Annotated in this window: 20 protein-coding genes; 10 read left to right on the forward strand and 10 right to left on the reverse strand. The window is 37.5% G+C overall.

Annotated elements, in window-relative coordinates:
- The first annotated feature begins 50 nt into the window (after nucleotides 1–50).
- Nucleotides 51–995 carry an aldo/keto reductase gene (locus B6F02_RS08375; protein ID WP_080146902.1) on the forward strand — a complete coding sequence of 315 codons (945 nt, stop codon included), beginning with the start codon at nucleotides 51–53 and terminating at the stop codon, nucleotides 993–995.
- 638 nt (nucleotides 996–1633) lie between these two features.
- On the opposite strand, the gene B6F02_RS08380 is transcribed toward B6F02_RS08375, so the two are convergent.
- Nucleotides 1634–2569: a magnesium transporter CorA family protein gene (locus B6F02_RS08380; RefSeq protein WP_080146903.1), complete on the reverse strand. Its 936-nt coding sequence runs from the start codon at nucleotides 2567–2569 to the stop codon at nucleotides 1634–1636.
- Nucleotides 2570–2674: 105 nt separating this feature from the next.
- On the reverse strand, nucleotides 2675–3241 hold the full coding sequence (locus B6F02_RS08385) for a TetR family transcriptional regulator (protein WP_080146904.1): 567 nt from the start codon (nucleotides 3239–3241) through the stop codon (nucleotides 2675–2677).
- 165 nt (nucleotides 3242–3406) lie between these two features.
- Between B6F02_RS08385 and B6F02_RS08390 the strand changes: the two genes are divergently transcribed.
- Complete coding sequence (locus tag B6F02_RS08390; RefSeq protein WP_080146905.1) at nucleotides 3407–3973, forward strand: NADPH-dependent FMN reductase; 567 nt, start codon at nucleotides 3407–3409, stop codon at nucleotides 3971–3973.
- Nucleotides 3974–4085: 112 nt separating this feature from the next.
- Here the strand turns inward: B6F02_RS08390 and B6F02_RS08395 are convergent, their stop codons facing one another.
- Nucleotides 4086–5462: an FAD-dependent oxidoreductase gene (locus B6F02_RS08395; protein ID WP_080146906.1), complete on the reverse strand. Its 1377-nt coding sequence runs from the start codon at nucleotides 5460–5462 to the stop codon at nucleotides 4086–4088.
- Between the two features lie 639 nt (nucleotides 5463–6101).
- Between B6F02_RS08395 and B6F02_RS08400 the strand changes: the two genes are divergently transcribed.
- From B6F02_RS08400 to B6F02_RS08415, 4 genes are read left to right on the forward strand one after another with little or no spacing between them, the layout of a single operon-like run.
- Nucleotides 6102–6395 carry a hypothetical protein gene (locus tag B6F02_RS08400; RefSeq protein ID WP_080146907.1) on the forward strand — a complete coding sequence of 98 codons (294 nt, stop codon included), beginning with the start codon at nucleotides 6102–6104 and terminating at the stop codon, nucleotides 6393–6395.
- Entirely contained in the window at nucleotides 6392–6583 is a 192-nt protein-coding gene (locus tag B6F02_RS11180) for a PH domain-containing protein (RefSeq protein ID WP_080146908.1), read from the forward strand. Before B6F02_RS08400 ends, B6F02_RS11180 begins: the two co-directional genes overlap by 4 nt.
- Entirely contained in the window at nucleotides 6573–8165 is a 1593-nt protein-coding gene (locus B6F02_RS08410; protein WP_080146909.1) for a PH domain-containing protein, read from the forward strand. Before B6F02_RS11180 ends, B6F02_RS08410 begins: the two co-directional genes overlap by 11 nt.
- Nucleotides 8152–8625, forward strand: a complete 474-nt coding sequence (locus tag B6F02_RS08415; protein ID WP_179128554.1) for a PH domain-containing protein — start codon at nucleotides 8152–8154, stop codon at nucleotides 8623–8625. Before B6F02_RS08410 ends, B6F02_RS08415 begins: the two co-directional genes overlap by 14 nt.
- A 49-nt stretch (nucleotides 8626–8674) precedes the next feature.
- Here the strand turns inward: B6F02_RS08415 and B6F02_RS08420 are convergent, their stop codons facing one another.
- Complete coding sequence (locus B6F02_RS08420) at nucleotides 8675–8935, reverse strand: hypothetical protein (protein WP_080146911.1); 261 nt, start codon at nucleotides 8933–8935, stop codon at nucleotides 8675–8677.
- 210 nt (nucleotides 8936–9145) lie between these two features.
- Entirely contained in the window at nucleotides 9146–9478 is a 333-nt protein-coding gene (locus B6F02_RS08425) for a hypothetical protein (protein WP_080146912.1), read from the reverse strand.
- A gap of 353 nt (nucleotides 9479–9831) precedes the next feature.
- Between B6F02_RS08425 and B6F02_RS08430 the strand changes: the two genes are divergently transcribed.
- Complete coding sequence (locus B6F02_RS08430; protein ID WP_080146913.1) at nucleotides 9832–10596, forward strand: class I SAM-dependent methyltransferase; 765 nt, start codon at nucleotides 9832–9834, stop codon at nucleotides 10594–10596.
- A gap of 95 nt (nucleotides 10597–10691) precedes the next feature.
- Here the strand turns inward: B6F02_RS08430 and B6F02_RS08435 are convergent, their stop codons facing one another.
- The 4 genes from B6F02_RS08435 to pgeF all read right to left on the reverse strand — a co-directional run bounded on the left by B6F02_RS08435 (nucleotide 10692) and on the right by pgeF (nucleotide 12707).
- Nucleotides 10692–11357 carry an SdpI family protein gene (locus B6F02_RS08435; RefSeq protein ID WP_179128555.1) on the reverse strand — a complete coding sequence of 222 codons (666 nt, stop codon included), beginning with the start codon at nucleotides 11355–11357 and terminating at the stop codon, nucleotides 10692–10694.
- On the reverse strand, nucleotides 11350–11625 hold the full coding sequence (locus tag B6F02_RS08440; RefSeq protein WP_080146915.1) for an autorepressor SdpR family transcription factor: 276 nt from the start codon (nucleotides 11623–11625) through the stop codon (nucleotides 11350–11352). The genes B6F02_RS08435 and B6F02_RS08440 overlap by 8 nt, the downstream gene beginning before the upstream one ends.
- A 137-nt stretch (nucleotides 11626–11762) precedes the next feature.
- Nucleotides 11763–11957 carry a hypothetical protein gene (locus B6F02_RS08445; protein ID WP_080146916.1) on the reverse strand — a complete coding sequence of 65 codons (195 nt, stop codon included), beginning with the start codon at nucleotides 11955–11957 and terminating at the stop codon, nucleotides 11763–11765.
- 12 nt (nucleotides 11958–11969) lie between these two features.
- Nucleotides 11970–12707 (reverse strand): peptidoglycan editing factor PgeF, encoded by a 738-nt coding sequence (gene pgeF, locus B6F02_RS08450; protein WP_080146917.1) that lies wholly within the window; start codon nucleotides 12705–12707, stop codon nucleotides 11970–11972.
- 147 nt (nucleotides 12708–12854) lie between these two features.
- Between pgeF and B6F02_RS08455 the strand changes: the two genes are divergently transcribed.
- The gene (locus tag B6F02_RS08455; protein ID WP_080146918.1) at nucleotides 12855–13895 is read left to right on the forward strand and encodes an ElyC/SanA/YdcF family protein; all 1041 of its coding nucleotides are present in this window, start codon (nucleotides 12855–12857) and stop codon (nucleotides 13893–13895) included.
- 82 nt (nucleotides 13896–13977) lie between these two features.
- Here the strand turns inward: B6F02_RS08455 and B6F02_RS08460 are convergent, their stop codons facing one another.
- Nucleotides 13978–14307, reverse strand: a complete 330-nt coding sequence (locus B6F02_RS08460; protein WP_080146919.1) for a tRNA-binding protein — start codon at nucleotides 14305–14307, stop codon at nucleotides 13978–13980.
- A 186-nt stretch (nucleotides 14308–14493) separates the two neighbouring features.
- Between B6F02_RS08460 and B6F02_RS08465 the strand changes: the two genes are divergently transcribed.
- A complete protein-coding gene (locus B6F02_RS08465) occupies nucleotides 14494–15156 on the forward strand; it encodes an HD domain-containing protein (protein ID WP_080146920.1) in 663 nt (220 codons plus the stop codon).
- Nucleotides 15157–15422: 266 nt separating this feature from the next.
- Nucleotides 15423–16259 carry a metallophosphoesterase gene (locus tag B6F02_RS08470; RefSeq protein ID WP_080146921.1) on the forward strand — a complete coding sequence of 279 codons (837 nt, stop codon included), beginning with the start codon at nucleotides 15423–15425 and terminating at the stop codon, nucleotides 16257–16259.
- The last annotated feature ends 13 nt before the right edge of the window (nucleotides 16260–16272 follow it).

Below are 16272 nucleotides of genomic sequence, written 5' to 3' on the forward strand. Positions count from 1 at the left end.
TTCTTTTCATTTATAATATAATAAGAACCCTACTTAAAGGAGAGATTTTGATGAGTGAATTTGTAACATTAGGCAAGTCTGGTTTAAAGGTTCATCCAATTGGACTCGGTGCAAATAAAATCAGTGATGCTGATCCTTCTACCAATACAGAATACGGTGGAGACATATTATTAGATGCCATCGACAAAGGACTGAACTTTATTGACACTGCTTTTATCTACGGAGACGGCAAGTCTGAATCGATCATAGGGGAAACTTTGAAGAAACACCAGCTGCGTCAAGATATCGTGATTGCAACAAAAGGGGCGCACGAATACGTCAATGGTGAAATCAAGCTGAATAATCACCCTGACTTTTTAACTCAACAAGTAGAAGACAGTTTGAAGCGTCTGCAAACTGATTATATCGATTTATACTACATTCATTTCCCTGATGAGGACACACCAAAAGCTGAAGCAGTCGGTGCGCTTTCTCGCTTGAAAGAACAGGGAAAAATTCGTTCAATCGGTGTCTCCAACTTCTCTCTTGATCAAATCAAAGAAGGGAATGTTCATGATGACATTGATGTCGTTCAAGATGAATACAACTTGCTGAACCAGTCAGCTGAGAGTGAAGTTTTCCCTTACTATAGAGAGAAAAATATCAGCTTCATTCCGTATTTCCCTTTTGCATCAGGTTTGCTGGCCGGAAAATACGATAAAGATACACAATTATCAGACCGCCAGAAAAGTCGTCCGCAATTCCAAGAACCGACTTACAGCGAAATCTTGTCAAAAGTTGATCAACTGAAATCACTGGCAGACAAATACAATACAGGGATTCAAAATATCGTCTTAGCGTATTATTTATCAAAAGATGTCGTAGATGCAGTTATTCCCGGCGCACGAAACAGACAGCAGATGGAACAAAACTTAGCAGCTGCTAATATCCAGTTAACTGCAGAAGAATGCCAATTCATTTCTGAGGTATTCCCGTCTTCATTCAAACTGAAGTAATAACTGTTCAGTAAAAACACGTATGCTCGGTATAGCGACTCCTGAAAAACTAACTTCTCGGGGTCGTTATATAGCATACGTGTTTTTGTTTTGCGATATTTGAGGTTTTAAATCTCATTTTATTGTTTATCATGTGAGATTGAGGCTGGATTCAGTGCTTTATTTCTCATTTTGCGATTTAACGTGCGCAGTTAAGGCTCTATTCGGCGTCTTATTTCTCTTGTCGCGATTTATCATGCACAATTACCGCTCTATTCAGTACTTTACTTCTCTTGTCGCGATTTATCGTGCACAATTACCGCTCTATTCAGCAATTTATTTCTCTTGTCGCGATTTATCATGCACAATTACCTCTCTATTCAGTGCTTTATTTCAAGTGTTGCGATTTATCATGCACAATTACCGCTCTATTCAGTACTTTACTTCTCTTGTCGCGATTTATCGTGCACAATTACCTCTCTATTCAGCATCTTATTTCTCCTGTCGCGATTTATCGTGCTCAATGAAGACTTGGTTCAGTATCTAATTTCTCAATTCAAAATTTAACGTTCACAATTATCTTGCAATTCAACGCTTTACTTTCTATCTCTCATTTAACAGCAGCAACCCAACGCTCAGTTAAGTTACGCTCAAACAAATCAGTATTCTTTTCTTCTTAGATACACATAAGTAACTAAACCGAGCAGAATGGCGAAGACAACAACACCAATCGAACCGTAAGGAGAGTCGGATCCCAGCAAACCGCCTGTATTGATCCCCCATAGACTGAAAATCAGTGTAGGTATAGTAATGACCAGTTGGGCAGAATCTAGGTATTCCATAATACTATTCAGTTTGTTGTCAATAATTTCAGAAATCAACCCACTAGTTGAATTGATCAAATCGCTGTAGAGGTCTACTAGCTTTTCTGTCTTTTTAATTTTCCTTTGAATCTCCTGAAATTGTCTTTCCTCTGTTACCATCTTCAAGAATAGGTCGTCTTCCATCAGAGCTTTGATTGTTTCCTTTTGGTCATCCAGTGTTTGTTCTAAAAATACCATGTCTCTTTCTGCATCGGACAGACGAATCAGAATGTCTCGCTTCGTACTCGAACGTGCCAGCTCATTAATTTCATCGATGGTTTTTTTTAAACGATTCAATTCTATAACGTATAAATGATAGATATTAATGATACTGTCGACGATAAAGTCTCCTGGAGAAGCGTCTTCTTCTAAGTTAAGTTTGACAGAAGGTTTGACCAATTCGTCTTTCTCATCCGTGATGGTAATCAACACTTCCTCATTAAAAATATACGTAATCGGATATAATCCTTTCTCAATGGAGTGTGGCTTATTCAAACGGTAGTTGATCAATACTAAGTATAAGCAATCTCCTAACACGGTTGAATCAAAGCGTTCGATTTCTGTTATGTTTTCCGGAAAATAACTGTTCACGAACATATCCCTTGGAATATCATACTGATCCGAAAATTTCTCAATTTCTGTACTGGTCGGATTCTTGATCGCTATCCAATCAGCATCCTCTGGTCGCCCAGTCGCTATTTTATCATCTGAAATATTGTAGTAAGCAATCATTTTAGTACTCCTAATCTGTATTCAGTCATTATTTATTCATTATCTCATGTTTTCCAAAAAATAAAAAACTGAAGACATTGAGGGCACCTACGTAACTCTCTCCCATTACAGTTGAATGGTTTGATGAATGGATTTCATTGTTTGATCAAAATAGGTTTCTGGATCCTGATGACTCTGTGACTTCCACTCAAATGCTGCTCCAACCAGCATCCAACTTAATAATGAGGCTGTATTCTCAAGCTCACTTTGTTTTTTAAATTGGAATCTCGGTTTTAATATTTCAAGCAAAACTTGTTTCACTTCGACTCTTAAAATATCATCTGTATTTGCAGTCATTTCAGTATAGTTTCTGGAGCAGGTATCAGATAGTTTATGATGAAACCGGGTTAATGAAAGAAAAATGTTTTTTAAGGTATTTTCACAAAACGTTTTGTTCTCGTCTAACTCCATTTTCACATGCTGCAGCAGTCCCTCTTTGGTTGCTACTTCAAATAATTCATACTTGTCTGCAAAGTGATCATAAAATGTAGCCCGATTGATCATCGCTGTCGTTGTTATATCGCTGACTCGAATAGAATCGAACCGCTTTGTTTGCATTAATAAGTTAAATGACTCAATGATTGATTTTCTTGTTTTGACTTTTCGTATGTCAATAGTTCCTGTGTTTTGCATTTTATCACTCCTATACTTTATCAACAGTTTTAAATTTTTGTCGTCTATCCAACAGTCTTGATACATTGTCGGTTGATACTTATAAAAAGTAAGTTATAATTTAAGTATACAACATGTATTAAAGAAATAACAGTTGTTTAAAACAATTTATAAGGAGAATGTATCATGACTGATCAATTAAAAATCGGTATCATTTTAGGAAGCACTCGACAAGGACGCGTAAGTACACAAGTTGGACAATGGGCAAAAGAATTTGCCGACCAGAGACAAGATGCACACTACGAAATTGTTGATATTGCAGATTACGATCTTCCATTTGTTGGAACAACTGATGGGAACGAGCCTGGGCTTATGAAATGGGCGGATAAAATCAATGAGTTAGATGCTTTTGTATTCGTTGTTGCAGAGTATAACCACAGTATTACAGGCGCATTGAAAAATGCTTTGGACAGCGCTCCGCAAACTGCTTGGCATAATAAAGCAGCGGGCATAATGAGTTACGGTTCTACTGGTGGCGCTCGTGCCGCTGAGCATTTACGCGGCATTTTAGGCGAGTTAATGGTGGCTGATGTACGTGTTCATCCAACGTTCTCTCTTTTTACAGATTTTGAAAACTTCTCAACCTTCAAACCAGCAGCACTTCATGCAGAAAATATGACTGCGCTACTTGACCAAGTAAACACTTGGGGACATGCGCTGAGCACTGTTAGAGCATTACCTGTAAATGCATAAATGAATAACTGGTTCACCTACTAAGACTTGTCTAAACGACAAGTCTTTTTTTTGCACCAAAAAAAGAGACCGGGACATAAATCCCAGCCTCTTTGTATTGAATTCAGTTGAATTAGTTAGATCCAGCGTTCATTGATTCTTGTTCAATCTCAGCTTCGTGTGCCATTGCTGCTTGACCTAATAGGTTCAAGTAGTTCCAAGGACGGTCGAATACTGGTTGGAAGAAGAAGTCAACTAGAGCTAAGTCTTCGATTGTCATTTTGTTTTGAATAGCCAATGACAATGTGTTCGCTGATTGAGTGATGTCGTATTTAGACATTACTTGTCCACCAACGATACGTTTAGTTCCAACTTCGTATACAAGTTTCATCATAATTTTTTCGTTTGTCGGCATGAATTCTGGACGGTAGTTATCTTCAAACATAACCGCACGAGTTTCAAGTCCCATAACAGGTGCAGAGTTTTCACTTACACCAGTTGAACCAATGTTCCAACCGAACAAGTAAAGTCCTGAAGTAGATTGAGTTCCTCTGTATTCTAGAGTAGGTTCTTTGATATTTTTACCGACTAATAGTCCCATACGAACAGCGTTAGTTGCTAATGGAATATAAGCGTGTCCGCCAGTTGGATTGTAGTTCACTGCACAGCTGTCTCCAGCTGCAAATACGTCTGGATTGCTTGTACGCATATAGTTATCAACGATGATAGCACCGTTACCTAGCATGTCTACTTGACCTTTGACTAGTTCAGTGTTTGGACGGAATCCAACACATAGGATAACCATATCAGATTCGTATTCTCCGCCAGAAGTTTGAACAGTTGTTGTTCCATCTTCGTTATCTACAAATCCTTTAACCATTTCGTTTAATTGGATTTTAACACCGCGGTTTCTTAAGTCGTCTTCTAAAACTGAAGTGAATTCAGGATCTAGATATTTGTTTAAGATACGGTCAAGTCCATCTACTAATGTTACTTCTTTACCATCTTCAGCAAATGCTTCAACAAGCTCGATACCAATGTATCCTCCGCCTACAACAGTGATACGTTTTTTGTCATCTTTACGTCTGATGATTTCTTGTGCTTGGTTATAGTTTTTACATAAAACAACGTTATCGCTTTGGATTCCATCGATTGGAGGAATAATTGGCCATGAACCAGTTGTAACGACTAATTTGTCGAAAGTATCTTGAGTTTCTTCGCCAGTTTTTAGATCTTTTACAGTTAACGTTTTGCCTTCTGTATCGATATCTAAAACATCATGTTCCATTTTTACGTCTGCACCAAATGATGCTAATTCGTCAGGGTTTGAGTAGAATAATCCTTCAGGGTCTTTAACAACTCCGCCAACGTATAGAGCGATACCGCATGATAGGAAAGAAACATTGTCATTTCTTTCATATACAGTAACTTCTGCATCAGGATTTTCCGTTAAAATAGTTTTGACAGCTGACGTTCCAGCATGCGTACAACCTACTACTACTACTTTCATTCTCTATTTCCTCCTAGAAAAGTCTATTGTGTTTTCTTTAACAACGAAGAACAGAGAGATATCAGGCCGAAAGTTACCAAATTCACAATTCAGAACAGAAATGTTTAATAGAAATGTGTGTGCATTCCAAAAAACACAGTCCTTTGAATAATGACATGGAAACCATTCGATTATATAAGTCTTGCTTTCATATCCCTTACCCGGTGATCTTCTGCACTAGTTATAGATGAAAACAACATAACTGTTATTTTCATTTTAATTATACTCCTGATAGCATAAATTACAAGAGGTTTGCTCAAATTTATTCAAATAACAATCTTTATTCTTGTTTTTTTACGCTCAATCACTTATTTATAATAAGTAGATTGTATTTTTTTCTAATAACCTCCCCTGGTACTCTATTTTAAAATGATTATTTTATTTCTTCTATTGACTGAATCACTGCCATTTAATCAGCAGCAATGTCAAATAGAGCACAAAGAGGTCTTGTACATGAAAACGAATCACTTTCTAACCCCGAAACCACTTTGTTTCTGAAAAATAACTGATGAAATCTAATAATAAGATTGTTATAATGAGAAACGTTTTCTACCTTTATCTTAAGTTATGAATTTTTCATTATAAGAACGGAGTATGTTTATGGAACAAAACCTGCCTGCCAATCGGTTGCATGATAAGGTTATTCGATACGATAAAACCGAAAGCATCATCAGTGGTATATTTTTGATCATAGCTGGTGCATTGCTGGTTGTCGCTACCCTTTATTTTGACTGGCCGACTTGGCTGAATTACATATGGATCACTGCATCAATTGTGATTTCTCTTATTGATTATCTGATATTACCTGCTTTAAGACTGCGTTCGATTCGCTATGAAGTCCACCCGACCTATTTAGAAATTTTAGAAGGGGTCTTTTCCGGTCTCGTGAATTGATTCCGATCGAAAGAATCCAGCATGTAGAAATCAAAGACGGTCCTATTTCAAGGAAATACCATGTTCAAAGTGTGAAAGTTACTACAGCAGGGACTAATCATGAGATTCCTCTATTGTTAGAAGACGATGCTCAACGCCTTCATGATCAAATCGTGCAGTTAATCAAGGAGGGACAGTATGACCTTTGATAAACAGAGATTACATAAAAAGACCTTGATTGCCAAACCGCTTATTCGTTTTTTAAGTTTTATTGGTCCACTTATCGTTATCTTACTGTTCAATTTTCCTGATTTAACAGATATCACCAGTTTTGAAACCTTTTTGGATGAATTCCTAAGCTATGCAGTGATTGTTATTCCCATTATCATCCTGGTTATTGTTGGTGAGCTGGTCCAATTCTTCCGGACTTATTATTGGGTTGACGGGAATCGAATTGTTTTAGAGTCAGGATTATTTGTAAGAAAACAGCAGGATATCCAGATCAATCGTATACAAAGCATCGATACTTCAGAACCGGTCATTCACCGATTACTGCATTTAACAAAGGTGATTATTAAGACACCAGGGAAAGGCATTACCTTGGATGCTATGTCTCAGGCTCAGTATGAAGAACTATCCCGTTATTTGAATGACTTAAAGCATCATTTGAAGCAAGAAACAGCAGCTGAAGAAACGCCCAATGAAGATGCGTTCTACGGTGAAACAATCTCAGCAAATCACACATTTTCATCCGATCCATCTGATAAGCTGGTCACTGAACCCGCAGCTGATGAAGAAACTGAAACACTGTATCACCTTTCTGTTTTAGATATTATAAAAATGACACTCATGAGCGGAAGCTTTTTCAGTGGAGTTGCTGTCTTACTTGTTGGACTAGAATTTTTAACGGACGCCCTGCCGATTGATGCTTTATTTTCAAGTGCTGAATCCTTCGTTTTAAGTACTTCTATCTTATTGTTGATCCTGATTTTTATACTGATGGTTGTGGCCGTCTATCTCCTGGCAATAGCTGCAACAGTTATAAAAAATTACAATTTTACAGTAAAACGGACAGGAAATTTTCTGATTATTAAAAAAGGATTGTTTGAAACGAAAAGTCAAACTGTGAACTTGAAAAATATCCAGTCACTGGAAGAGGAACAGAATTGGATCCACAGTATACTTGGATTTACATCTTTTTTTGTATCCATTACCAGCGACTCAAAAACGGATAATAAAAATGCAGAGTCTGAGGACTTTGGGAAAATCAACCTTTTCCCATTGATAAAAAAACAGGCGCTCATTCCAATATTAACGGATTGTTTACCGAACTATCAGTTTAGCCCAGCAGTTCCAAAAGCGCCTAGAAGGTCGTATAGACGCTTTATCCAAATCCCTATTATATTCTGGGGTCTGGTTGCTGCAGCGGTCAGCTACTGGTTGTGGAGCTGGGTATGGGTGGCCTGGCTGCTGATTCTCCTTCTTTACTTGATCTATGGTTACCGAGCGATCAAACTAACCGGTTTTGCTCTTAATCAAGAGGAAGTGACCATCCAGACAGCTACTCTTTTTGGTGTCACTCAATCCTATATTCGAAAAGAACGCATTTTAAGTATGAAAGTCAAACAGACGCCATTTTTAAAACGAGTTCGCTTGTGTAAATTATCGTTTTCTGCGGCTATGGGCGATGCTAGTCAAACCTATCAATTGGATTTCATTGAAGAATCCGATGGTTTTATCCTGTTCAACTGGTTCAAGAAAGAGGGAGGTTCTGCAGATGAGAACAACTAAAACAATTAATCCAGCAGTAGTAAAATATTGGAGAATCAAAGCCGTGATTCAAAGTATCATCGTAATAATCGTAGTCTTCATAATATTAAACGTTATAGAATTTTTCATGGATGCCAGTATTCCTGAATGGATTACCATTCCAATTTATGTACTAACTGTATTGGATTGTTTATATGACATTACCCTAGCACCCTCCTTAAAACAAAAGTTTTGGCAATATGGATTCAGTGACGACCGGATTCTTCTAAAAAAAGGTATCTGGTTCAGAAAGCAGATCACCATTCCGATTCTGCGTATTCAAAATGTAGAAACAAAAATCGGGCCTATCGCAAAAACCATGAACCTTGCCTCATTAGAGATTACAACGGCAGCAACAGATTATACTTTTCCAGAAATGAATATCGAAGAAGCTGAACACCTGCAGAAACAGATCCAAAAACAAATCGAACAAACAGTATAAATAAAAGATCGAGTCCTTTTTTGAGAAAAGACTCGATCTTTTTATTTCATTAATTTCCCCAATGAGGATTGTGGAATCCAATCAAATAGTAAAGAGATATGTAAATAAAGTAAATTGTTCCAATAATGATCAGTACAGTTTTTGTTTTCTTACCTAATGCATCAAAAAAGGACAACCCCAAAACCAGCCCCATAGACGCCATTCCAAAGTTCATTAGTATGTTATCCGGCGAGCTTTCATACTGTCGATTGATGATCAGGCTTGACCAAATAATGGCAACCATAACAACATAAACCATTATTCTAACCAATTTAAAAATCTTTTTGTTCAGTCTTATTTGAATCTCCTCCTATTTCTGTAAGATACTAATCTATTCCAAAGGTTACTTTAATCATTTATGAATTGGACTAAATTTAACCACTACTATATCATAATAACTTAATTAAAACAGACTAAGACACAAGTCCAAAAAAATATGAACCTCATTATCTTATTACGAGCAGATAACAAGGTTCATAAGTTAAAATTCTGGAATATCAACGTGTGATTCATCCAGTAGATCCCGCTTGATCATTTCTTCTTTATATAGTCGATTCATCTGTTCATACTGCTGTTTGCCGTATTTATAGAATGGACCATATACTAGTATATTCATCAAAATGGTTGTGTTGTTATTTTTGGAAGATTTGTAATATCTTCTCAGCTTTTCATCATCAATTTTTCCACTGGCGATTCTTTTGGTGATCGTTCGTTCCTGCACCTTTAATATCCAACGCATAAACAAACCGAATAATAGATAAAATCCTCCTAATAAAATGACTAAAAATAAAATTAATACAATGAATTCTACCATATTACGCAATCTCTCCTTGTTCAATTGAATTTCACTATGAATATTCTAGCACAGTATCTATTTAAGCTCAATTCAAAACTCCTTCTACAGCAGCTTTCATTTCCTTCAGAACTTTTTAAGCAGTTTTTTCATACGATCAAGTCAGACTGCTGTAGTATTTATATATTCTACTTGCGTTTGAGGTATGCTATTATTTTAGTAGTACAGTATTTAAGTAAGGAGCGAAACCTTATGGAAATTAAACGAGAAATCTCCTCGATGTAGTTGAGTTAGATAGGCACTATATCGAGGCACTTTTCCTATCTGCTTGGCTATATCGCATTCAAACTATTATTGAATAAGGAGATATAGCAATGAACATTACAGAGCAATTAATACAATCCTGGCTGGACAGCGAACAGAATCAGAAGGACTTTATCGGATGGGAATTTTCCTATTTAAAAGGGAAATATGAACAAGAACCATTACCGTGGAGTTACCACTCCCATGTGACAGAACACCTCAAACCCACTCATCAATTGTTAGATATGGGGACAGGAGGCGGTGAACTGCTGCAGTCATTTGAACATCCGCTTTCGTTGACTTCTGTCACAGAGGGTTGGAAGAAGAATTATCACTATTTAATCAAACAGTTAAAACCTAAAGGTGTAAACGTTCAGTTTGTAAAAGAAGATGATCATTTGAATTTTCCTGATGATTCTTTTGATATTGTCTTGAATTCGCATGAGTCTTTTTCAATCAATGAAGTGAGACGTGTACTGAAGCCGAATGGCTGGTTTATTACGCAGCAAGTTGGAGACCTAAATGGATTAACGCTGTCTTCTAAACTGATTCCGGACTTCACAGTCGATTCCTTTGATCTTCATTTATCAACGGTCGTCTCCAAATTGAGAGCAGCAGGATTTAAAGTGCTGTATCAAAATGAGGCTTATCCAGTGCAACGCTTTTTTGACATGGACGGTTTGATTTATTATGCAAAAACGATTTCTTGGGAGTTCCCAGGTTTTTCTGTCGAAACCCATCTCCCCCAATTAGGCGCACTGCAAGAAGAACTAGAAAGAAATGGATTTATCTATAATCAAGAACATCGGTTTATCGTTGCTGCCCAACTGAACTAACGAATGAATGAATTTAATCTAGCTTTCAGCTGCCACAATACAGCCGTTAAATAAAACCCGGCTAGACTCTCATGGTGAGAATCTAGTCGGATTTTTTAAGATTTTTTGCGGTAGAGCAAAAATGAATAAATAGCTGGAATCAAAACCATCCCGAGGATCACGACGACTATCATTACGGCAAACCAGCTGCTATCGAAATAAAGGAATTGTAGTATATTACCCAGAAACAATAGAACACCACCGACCATGAAACAAATCCCGCCTACTCGATGGGTTTTATTCCAGTTATCTGGATCATTGAGTGTCCAGGGTAATTTAATTCCAATCGTATAGTTTTGTCTGGATTTTGGCAGATAATTGCCGATAATGATCAGCACAATACTAACACCAAGAGAGATGACAAAGGGAACAGAAATATCACTGCCAAGCGCTACAAGATAGGTCAACGGCATCGTTGTTAATGATAGTACGGGTACGATCCAGTAAGTGAAACGTTTCATCCATTTCGACTGATTCTGTTTCTTGGGATCATTTAAGACAGCGAATAATACAATCAAGTGTATAACAATAAAGAAGATTGGCAAGCCGAAAATCACAAGCGGCTTAGACGCTGTCTGGTCAATTTCACCAGCTGAGTTCCAATGAATCGGCAATTGTTCCGGTAACTGATTATAAAGTACCAAACCTATAACAGCAGGCAATAAACAAATTGCGGTCGTTAACCAAAGTATTTGTTTGTTTCTGTTATCGCTATTAAACATCTGGATCATCCTTTCTAAATTGAGAAAACCATAGCATCGTTTCTTCGAACACCGTTGTATTCAACTCATAGTAAATATAGTTTTTATATTTTATTTCATGGATCAGCTCAGCTTTTTTCAGCTGTGCTAGATGATAAGACAGTGTTGCGCCCGTGATATCGAAATGATCTTTGATTTCACCGACCGAGAGTCGTTTATCTTTTAACAGGACCAGAATCTCTCTTCGTATTGGATCAGACAGTGCCTTAAATGTTTCTGGAAATCCCATCTCTTCCCTCCTTATTTGACTCGAAACCTATTTCAAATTTCATCTAAATAGTACACCTTAAAATTCAAAAAGTCAATTCTATTTAAATATTTTTCTAAATAGATCACGTAAAAAAAGAGCGCTGAGTGCTCTCTTTATTACTTGCGCTTGGATATTTTCTCATCCACATACTCCAGCATTTTATTGACCAGCAAAAAGACACTCACACCAATCAAAGTGTAGGAGATAAATTTCACAAGAATAGAAGCTTCGATCGATAAAATCTGTGTAATCAGCACCGTAAGTGCCGTCGTTGCAAACAACCGTAACAGGGATTTTCTCTGTTCACTCATGTTTTTGCTCCTTTATTCTTTCGTTTGTCCGCCCATAATCGTCAGCATACCGTTCAGTCCATAATCCGCCCCTTCGTCTCTTGCAGAATGAAGCGTTGACTCTGTATAGGTTGATGCTCTCTCCACTTGGATCTGTTCCGGTTTAATTCCTGCTGCCGTTAAAATATCTAGATTGGCATCCAGCATGCTCAAATGGTATTTATCGCCTGACGGTCTAAAAAACTGATCCCGATTAGAGAAGGCTTGGAATGCTTCGTATACTTCGGGTCCGACTTCATAATGATCAATATCGATAGATGGTCCCAGGTAGGCGATTAAGTTGTCCAAATTGCAGCCGAATTCTAAGGTCATTTTCTCGATGGCTTTTTCTGAAATACGTTTTGTCGTTCCTCGCCAGCCAGAGTGCACAATAGCCTGGACCTTTTTTACCGGATCAAACAAAACGACCGGTGTACAATCTGCGAATTTGACGAACAGACCTATTCCCGGTTGATCTGTGATCAAACCATCTGTTTCTTTAAACGTTCTTCCGTAGATAAACGTCTCACCATTTTGTCCATCTGCATAGGCAATATTTGCACTGTGGGTCTGTTGACCAGAATATAGCCCAACAAGTCCGATTTTCATCTCCTCGATTATCTTGCTGATATCTTTTTCAATCGCTTTTCCGACTTTCTGGTAGCGGAAATTAAAGTCCGATCCAGCGATATAGTTGTTTAATCCATGTTGTTTTAATAATGATGAGTGCACAGTTTTTTCCCCTGTTCCTTAAAAAATCGTTTTATTTTTCTTGTAGTCATATGTGTTTCAATTTTACTCGTTCTCTATTATGATTGTAAATGATTAGACACTAAATAATATCGCTTATCAAACATTTATATATATAAAGGAGAACCTATGATATATATCCTTACATTAACTTTACTTGTCATTTTTATTTTATCCTATCTGCAAGACAGGCGGAAAGTCATCAATGGTTTTTTTCTGACTCTTTTTATCATCAGCTTATACGGATCTATTGCTATTGAAGGATTAGAACGTTCCGGCTCTCTCATATTCTGGATTTTCATCGTGTTAACTTTGCTTTATGCGTTCCTTTTAATTACTGGCGGATTTTTATTTGTTCTGTTTTCAATTTTGAATACTCGTCAGATCTACAAAAAAGAAGGAATCAAGCTGAAAAATTCACTGGTATTAGGCTTAGGCATCGGTATTGTTATCCTATATATTTTATCGTTATTCGACTTAAATGATAGAATTCCAATTGAATTAGGTTTCTTATTTTCTTTTGCCGAATTTAGTATCCTTTATGTTGCCTTTTTCTTATTCCTGTTTTTGGTAACTTCGCTCTTATATCAAGTTTATTTTCCAAAGTTGGATAAAGATTATATTGTTATTTTAGGCAGCGGTTTGATTGATGGCTACCGAGTTCCTCCGCTGCTGCAGAGCAGAATCAAAAAAGGTGTTCAATTCTACCAAAAACAATTAGCAGAAAATCAGAAAAAGGCGTTCGTGATCTTTTCCGGCGGGCAGGGTCCAGATGAGAAGCTTTCTGAGGCAGAAGCTATGGCTGACTTTGCATGTACGCTAGGTCTAGATGACCAGCAGATCATACTAGAAAATCAGTCTAAAAGCACTTATGAGAATATGAAATTTTCTGCTCAAAAAATGGAAAACCCGGCAACTGATAAAGCTGTCTTTGTGACAAACAACTATCATCTTTTAAGAGCTGGTATCTATGCGAAACGTGCTGGACTGCATGCAGACGGCATCGGTGCTCGAACCGCTTTTTACTTTATTCCTAATGCGTTCATTAGAGAATTTATTGCCTTTATGAATCTTTATAGAAAATATCACCTAGCCATTTTGTCTGCTGGATTAGCCCTCAGCGTCATTCTTACGATAACATTATTTATTTTGCAGCACTTGAGCAGCTAAGATCGTGCCCATGTAAGTGTACGACGAATAATGATTTTAAAAGCCGCCCTTTTTGACTAAAGGCGGCTTTTATTGTATTCAGTTAACCTAACTGATCTCCCTTGCTGACCTTTCTTTCTGGTTCGATCAGGACGACTCCTTCTTTAGTATATGTCCCCATGACCAAGACTTCTGACTTGAATCCTGCAATGTTCATCGGCGGAAAATTAACAACAGCGAGCACTTGTTTCCCAGTTAACTCTTCAAGCTGATAGACTTCCGTGATCTGTGCGCTGCTTTGCTTGATCCCTATCTCTTCTCCAAAGTCGACCCATAATTTATATGCCGGTTTTTTAGCTTTTGGAAAAGCCTCAGCTTTAATAATTTCTCCTACTCGAATATCCAGTTTTTGAAAATCTTCAAAAGTTGCCATCTGTCAGCCTCACATCCGTTCTAGTTATTGTTGGTTTTATTTTGTTCTGTATAATTTATCGTTTATCAAATTTGACTGCTCCTATGTATACCTGCCATTTTTTATACATCCAACTATCGTTTTCTTCTCAGTTCATTGGTACAATAGCCAATAAGACACTATTCCGACCAAAAGGAGCGAATTACAATGACTGAAAACATCAATAAAGCACTGAAATTTTTACAACAGACTTATGATAATAGCGCGTATTTTGAAGATCATCCTAGTGAAAAGGAGTACCGCTATCAGCATACTTTACGGGTATCACATATTGCCGAAACGTTAGCGGAAAAAGAAAACTTGGATAAAGATATTGTTGTTATCGGTGCTCTGCTTCATGATATTAGTTATGCCAAAGGGTTCAAAACTGAGCAGGAGCATAAAAATCACGGCCGAACATCTGCAAAAATGGTTTCTTCATTTTTAGGTGAACTTGATTTAACCAACCAGCAGATCGATGAAATTCTATTAGGTATCGCTTGTCACGTAGATGGCGATCCTATGAGGGACGGATCACTCACGACGAATGCACTGACCATTTCTGACAGCGACAATCTTGACCGCTTCGACATTTACCGAGTGATTGAAAATATGAATTATAATGGCTTTTTTGAAAAGTCGGTAAAAGAAAAAATCGATTTTTTAGAAGAAAAGATTGCCAGAAAAGCATTACTGCTGGAGGTAGAAGAAGAATTTGTCACGAAGACTTCCAAGCAGATGTGGCGCGACCGAATCTCAAAACATCAGGAGATTTATGCTGACTTGTTGACTCAACTGAAAAGCGGCTTTCTATTCGATCAGGATAAATAGCTGATTACACAATAACCTGAAACAGACTATGCAACTTATCTCACTGTCTGTTTCAGGTGATATTTTTGTCCTGCTTAGTCCTAATCAGCAATAGACTCCCAAGCATATACGTGTTCTTCTAGTTCTTTCCCAAACATTACTCACATCTCTGCCATGCTTCCCTTAAAGATCTTTAACGCTCTAAAATTTTAAATTAATTCAGACATTCTGTGCACTTTTATTGTAAAGTAGAAGCAGAGAAATAAAAAGACTAAAAGGAAGATACGATGAAAAAATTGACTAAAAAAAAGTCATTAAAGTTGATTAGTTTAGTTGGTTTGTTTGTCCTTCTCTTTATTATTTGGATTATCTGGGACAATGTACATATCCAAACGACTCATTATTCTATAGAAGATGAAGCATTACCCGAAGCGTTTGACGGGTTTAAAGTTGCGCAGATTTCTGACTTGCACAACAAAGACTGGGGAGCCGACCTTGCAGAAATTTTAGAGCAGGAGCAGCCTGATCTGATTGCCATTACCGGAGATCTGATCGATTCTTCGACCGAAGATTTTTCTCCTGCACTCTCACTCATCGAGAGCCTGACTTCTATTGCGCCTATTTACTTTGTCACCGGAAATCATGAAGCGTGGCATATTCAGTACGATGCTTTAGAAAAATCGCTGATAGATAAAGGCATTACCATTTTAGATGATCAAGCAATAGAAATTGGAAAGGATTCCTCCGTGCTAACATTGATGGGCATTCAAGATCCTGCATTTTCAGAAGATACTTCTGACACATTTGAAAATACATTAACTAAACTGGCGGATTCTTCAGACGAGTATACTGTTTTACTTTCTCATAGACCAGAACGATTCCAAAGTTATGTGGAGAGCAATGTAAACATCGTACTCTCTGGACATGCACATGGCGGACAATTCAGACTTCCATTTATCGGCGGTCTAGTCGCACCTGATCAAGGACTGTTTCCTGAATACACTGCAGGAGTTCATACAGCTGAAGAAACAAGTATGATCGTCAGCCGCGGATTAGGAAATAGTATTATACCCATTCGATTCAATAATCCTCCTGAATTGGTGATTGTCACTTTAAACCACTAAAAAAACGCCTAAT

This window comes from Marinilactibacillus piezotolerans, assembly GCF_900169305.1.
In the GTDB taxonomy this organism is placed as follows: Bacteria; Bacillota; Bacilli; order Lactobacillales; family Carnobacteriaceae_A; genus Marinilactibacillus; species Marinilactibacillus piezotolerans_A.

What these genes read in the sequence shown, in the direction of transcription:
- B6F02_RS08375 (WP_080146902.1), top strand. Translation starts at nt 51, where the DNA reads ATGAGTGAATTTGTAACATTAGGCAAGTCTGGTTTAAAGGTTCATCCA.
- B6F02_RS08380 (WP_080146903.1), bottom strand. Translation starts at nt 2,569, where the DNA reads ATGATTGCTTACTACAATATTTCAGATGATAAAATAGCGACTGGGCGA.
- B6F02_RS08385 (WP_080146904.1), bottom strand. Translation starts at nt 3,241, where the DNA reads ATGCAAAACACAGGAACTATTGACATACGAAAAGTCAAAACAAGAAAA.
- B6F02_RS08390 (WP_080146905.1), top strand. Translation starts at nt 3,407, where the DNA reads ATGACTGATCAATTAAAAATCGGTATCATTTTAGGAAGCACTCGACAA.
- B6F02_RS08395 (WP_080146906.1), bottom strand. Translation starts at nt 5,462, where the DNA reads ATGAAAGTAGTAGTAGTAGGTTGTACGCATGCTGGAACGTCAGCTGTC.
- B6F02_RS08400 (WP_080146907.1), top strand. Translation starts at nt 6,102, where the DNA reads ATGGAACAAAACCTGCCTGCCAATCGGTTGCATGATAAGGTTATTCGA.
- B6F02_RS08410 (WP_080146909.1), top strand. Translation starts at nt 6,573, where the DNA reads ATGACCTTTGATAAACAGAGATTACATAAAAAGACCTTGATTGCCAAA.
- B6F02_RS08415 (WP_179128554.1), top strand. Translation starts at nt 8,152, where the DNA reads ATGAGAACAACTAAAACAATTAATCCAGCAGTAGTAAAATATTGGAGA.
- B6F02_RS08425 (WP_080146912.1), bottom strand. Translation starts at nt 9,478, where the DNA reads ATGGTAGAATTCATTGTATTAATTTTATTTTTAGTCATTTTATTAGGA.
- B6F02_RS08430 (WP_080146913.1), top strand. Translation starts at nt 9,832, where the DNA reads ATGAACATTACAGAGCAATTAATACAATCCTGGCTGGACAGCGAACAG.
- B6F02_RS08435 (WP_179128555.1), bottom strand. Translation starts at nt 11,357, where the DNA reads ATGTTTAATAGCGATAACAGAAACAAACAAATACTTTGGTTAACGACC.
- B6F02_RS08440 (WP_080146915.1), bottom strand. Translation starts at nt 11,625, where the DNA reads ATGGGATTTCCAGAAACATTTAAGGCACTGTCTGATCCAATACGAAGA.
- B6F02_RS08445 (WP_080146916.1), bottom strand. Translation starts at nt 11,957, where the DNA reads ATGAGTGAACAGAGAAAATCCCTGTTACGGTTGTTTGCAACGACGGCA.
- B6F02_RS08455 (WP_080146918.1), top strand. Translation starts at nt 12,855, where the DNA reads ATGATATATATCCTTACATTAACTTTACTTGTCATTTTTATTTTATCC.
- B6F02_RS08460 (WP_080146919.1), bottom strand. Translation starts at nt 14,307, where the DNA reads ATGGCAACTTTTGAAGATTTTCAAAAACTGGATATTCGAGTAGGAGAA.
- B6F02_RS08465 (WP_080146920.1), top strand. Translation starts at nt 14,494, where the DNA reads ATGACTGAAAACATCAATAAAGCACTGAAATTTTTACAACAGACTTAT.
- B6F02_RS08470 (WP_080146921.1), top strand. Translation starts at nt 15,423, where the DNA reads ATGAAAAAATTGACTAAAAAAAAGTCATTAAAGTTGATTAGTTTAGTT.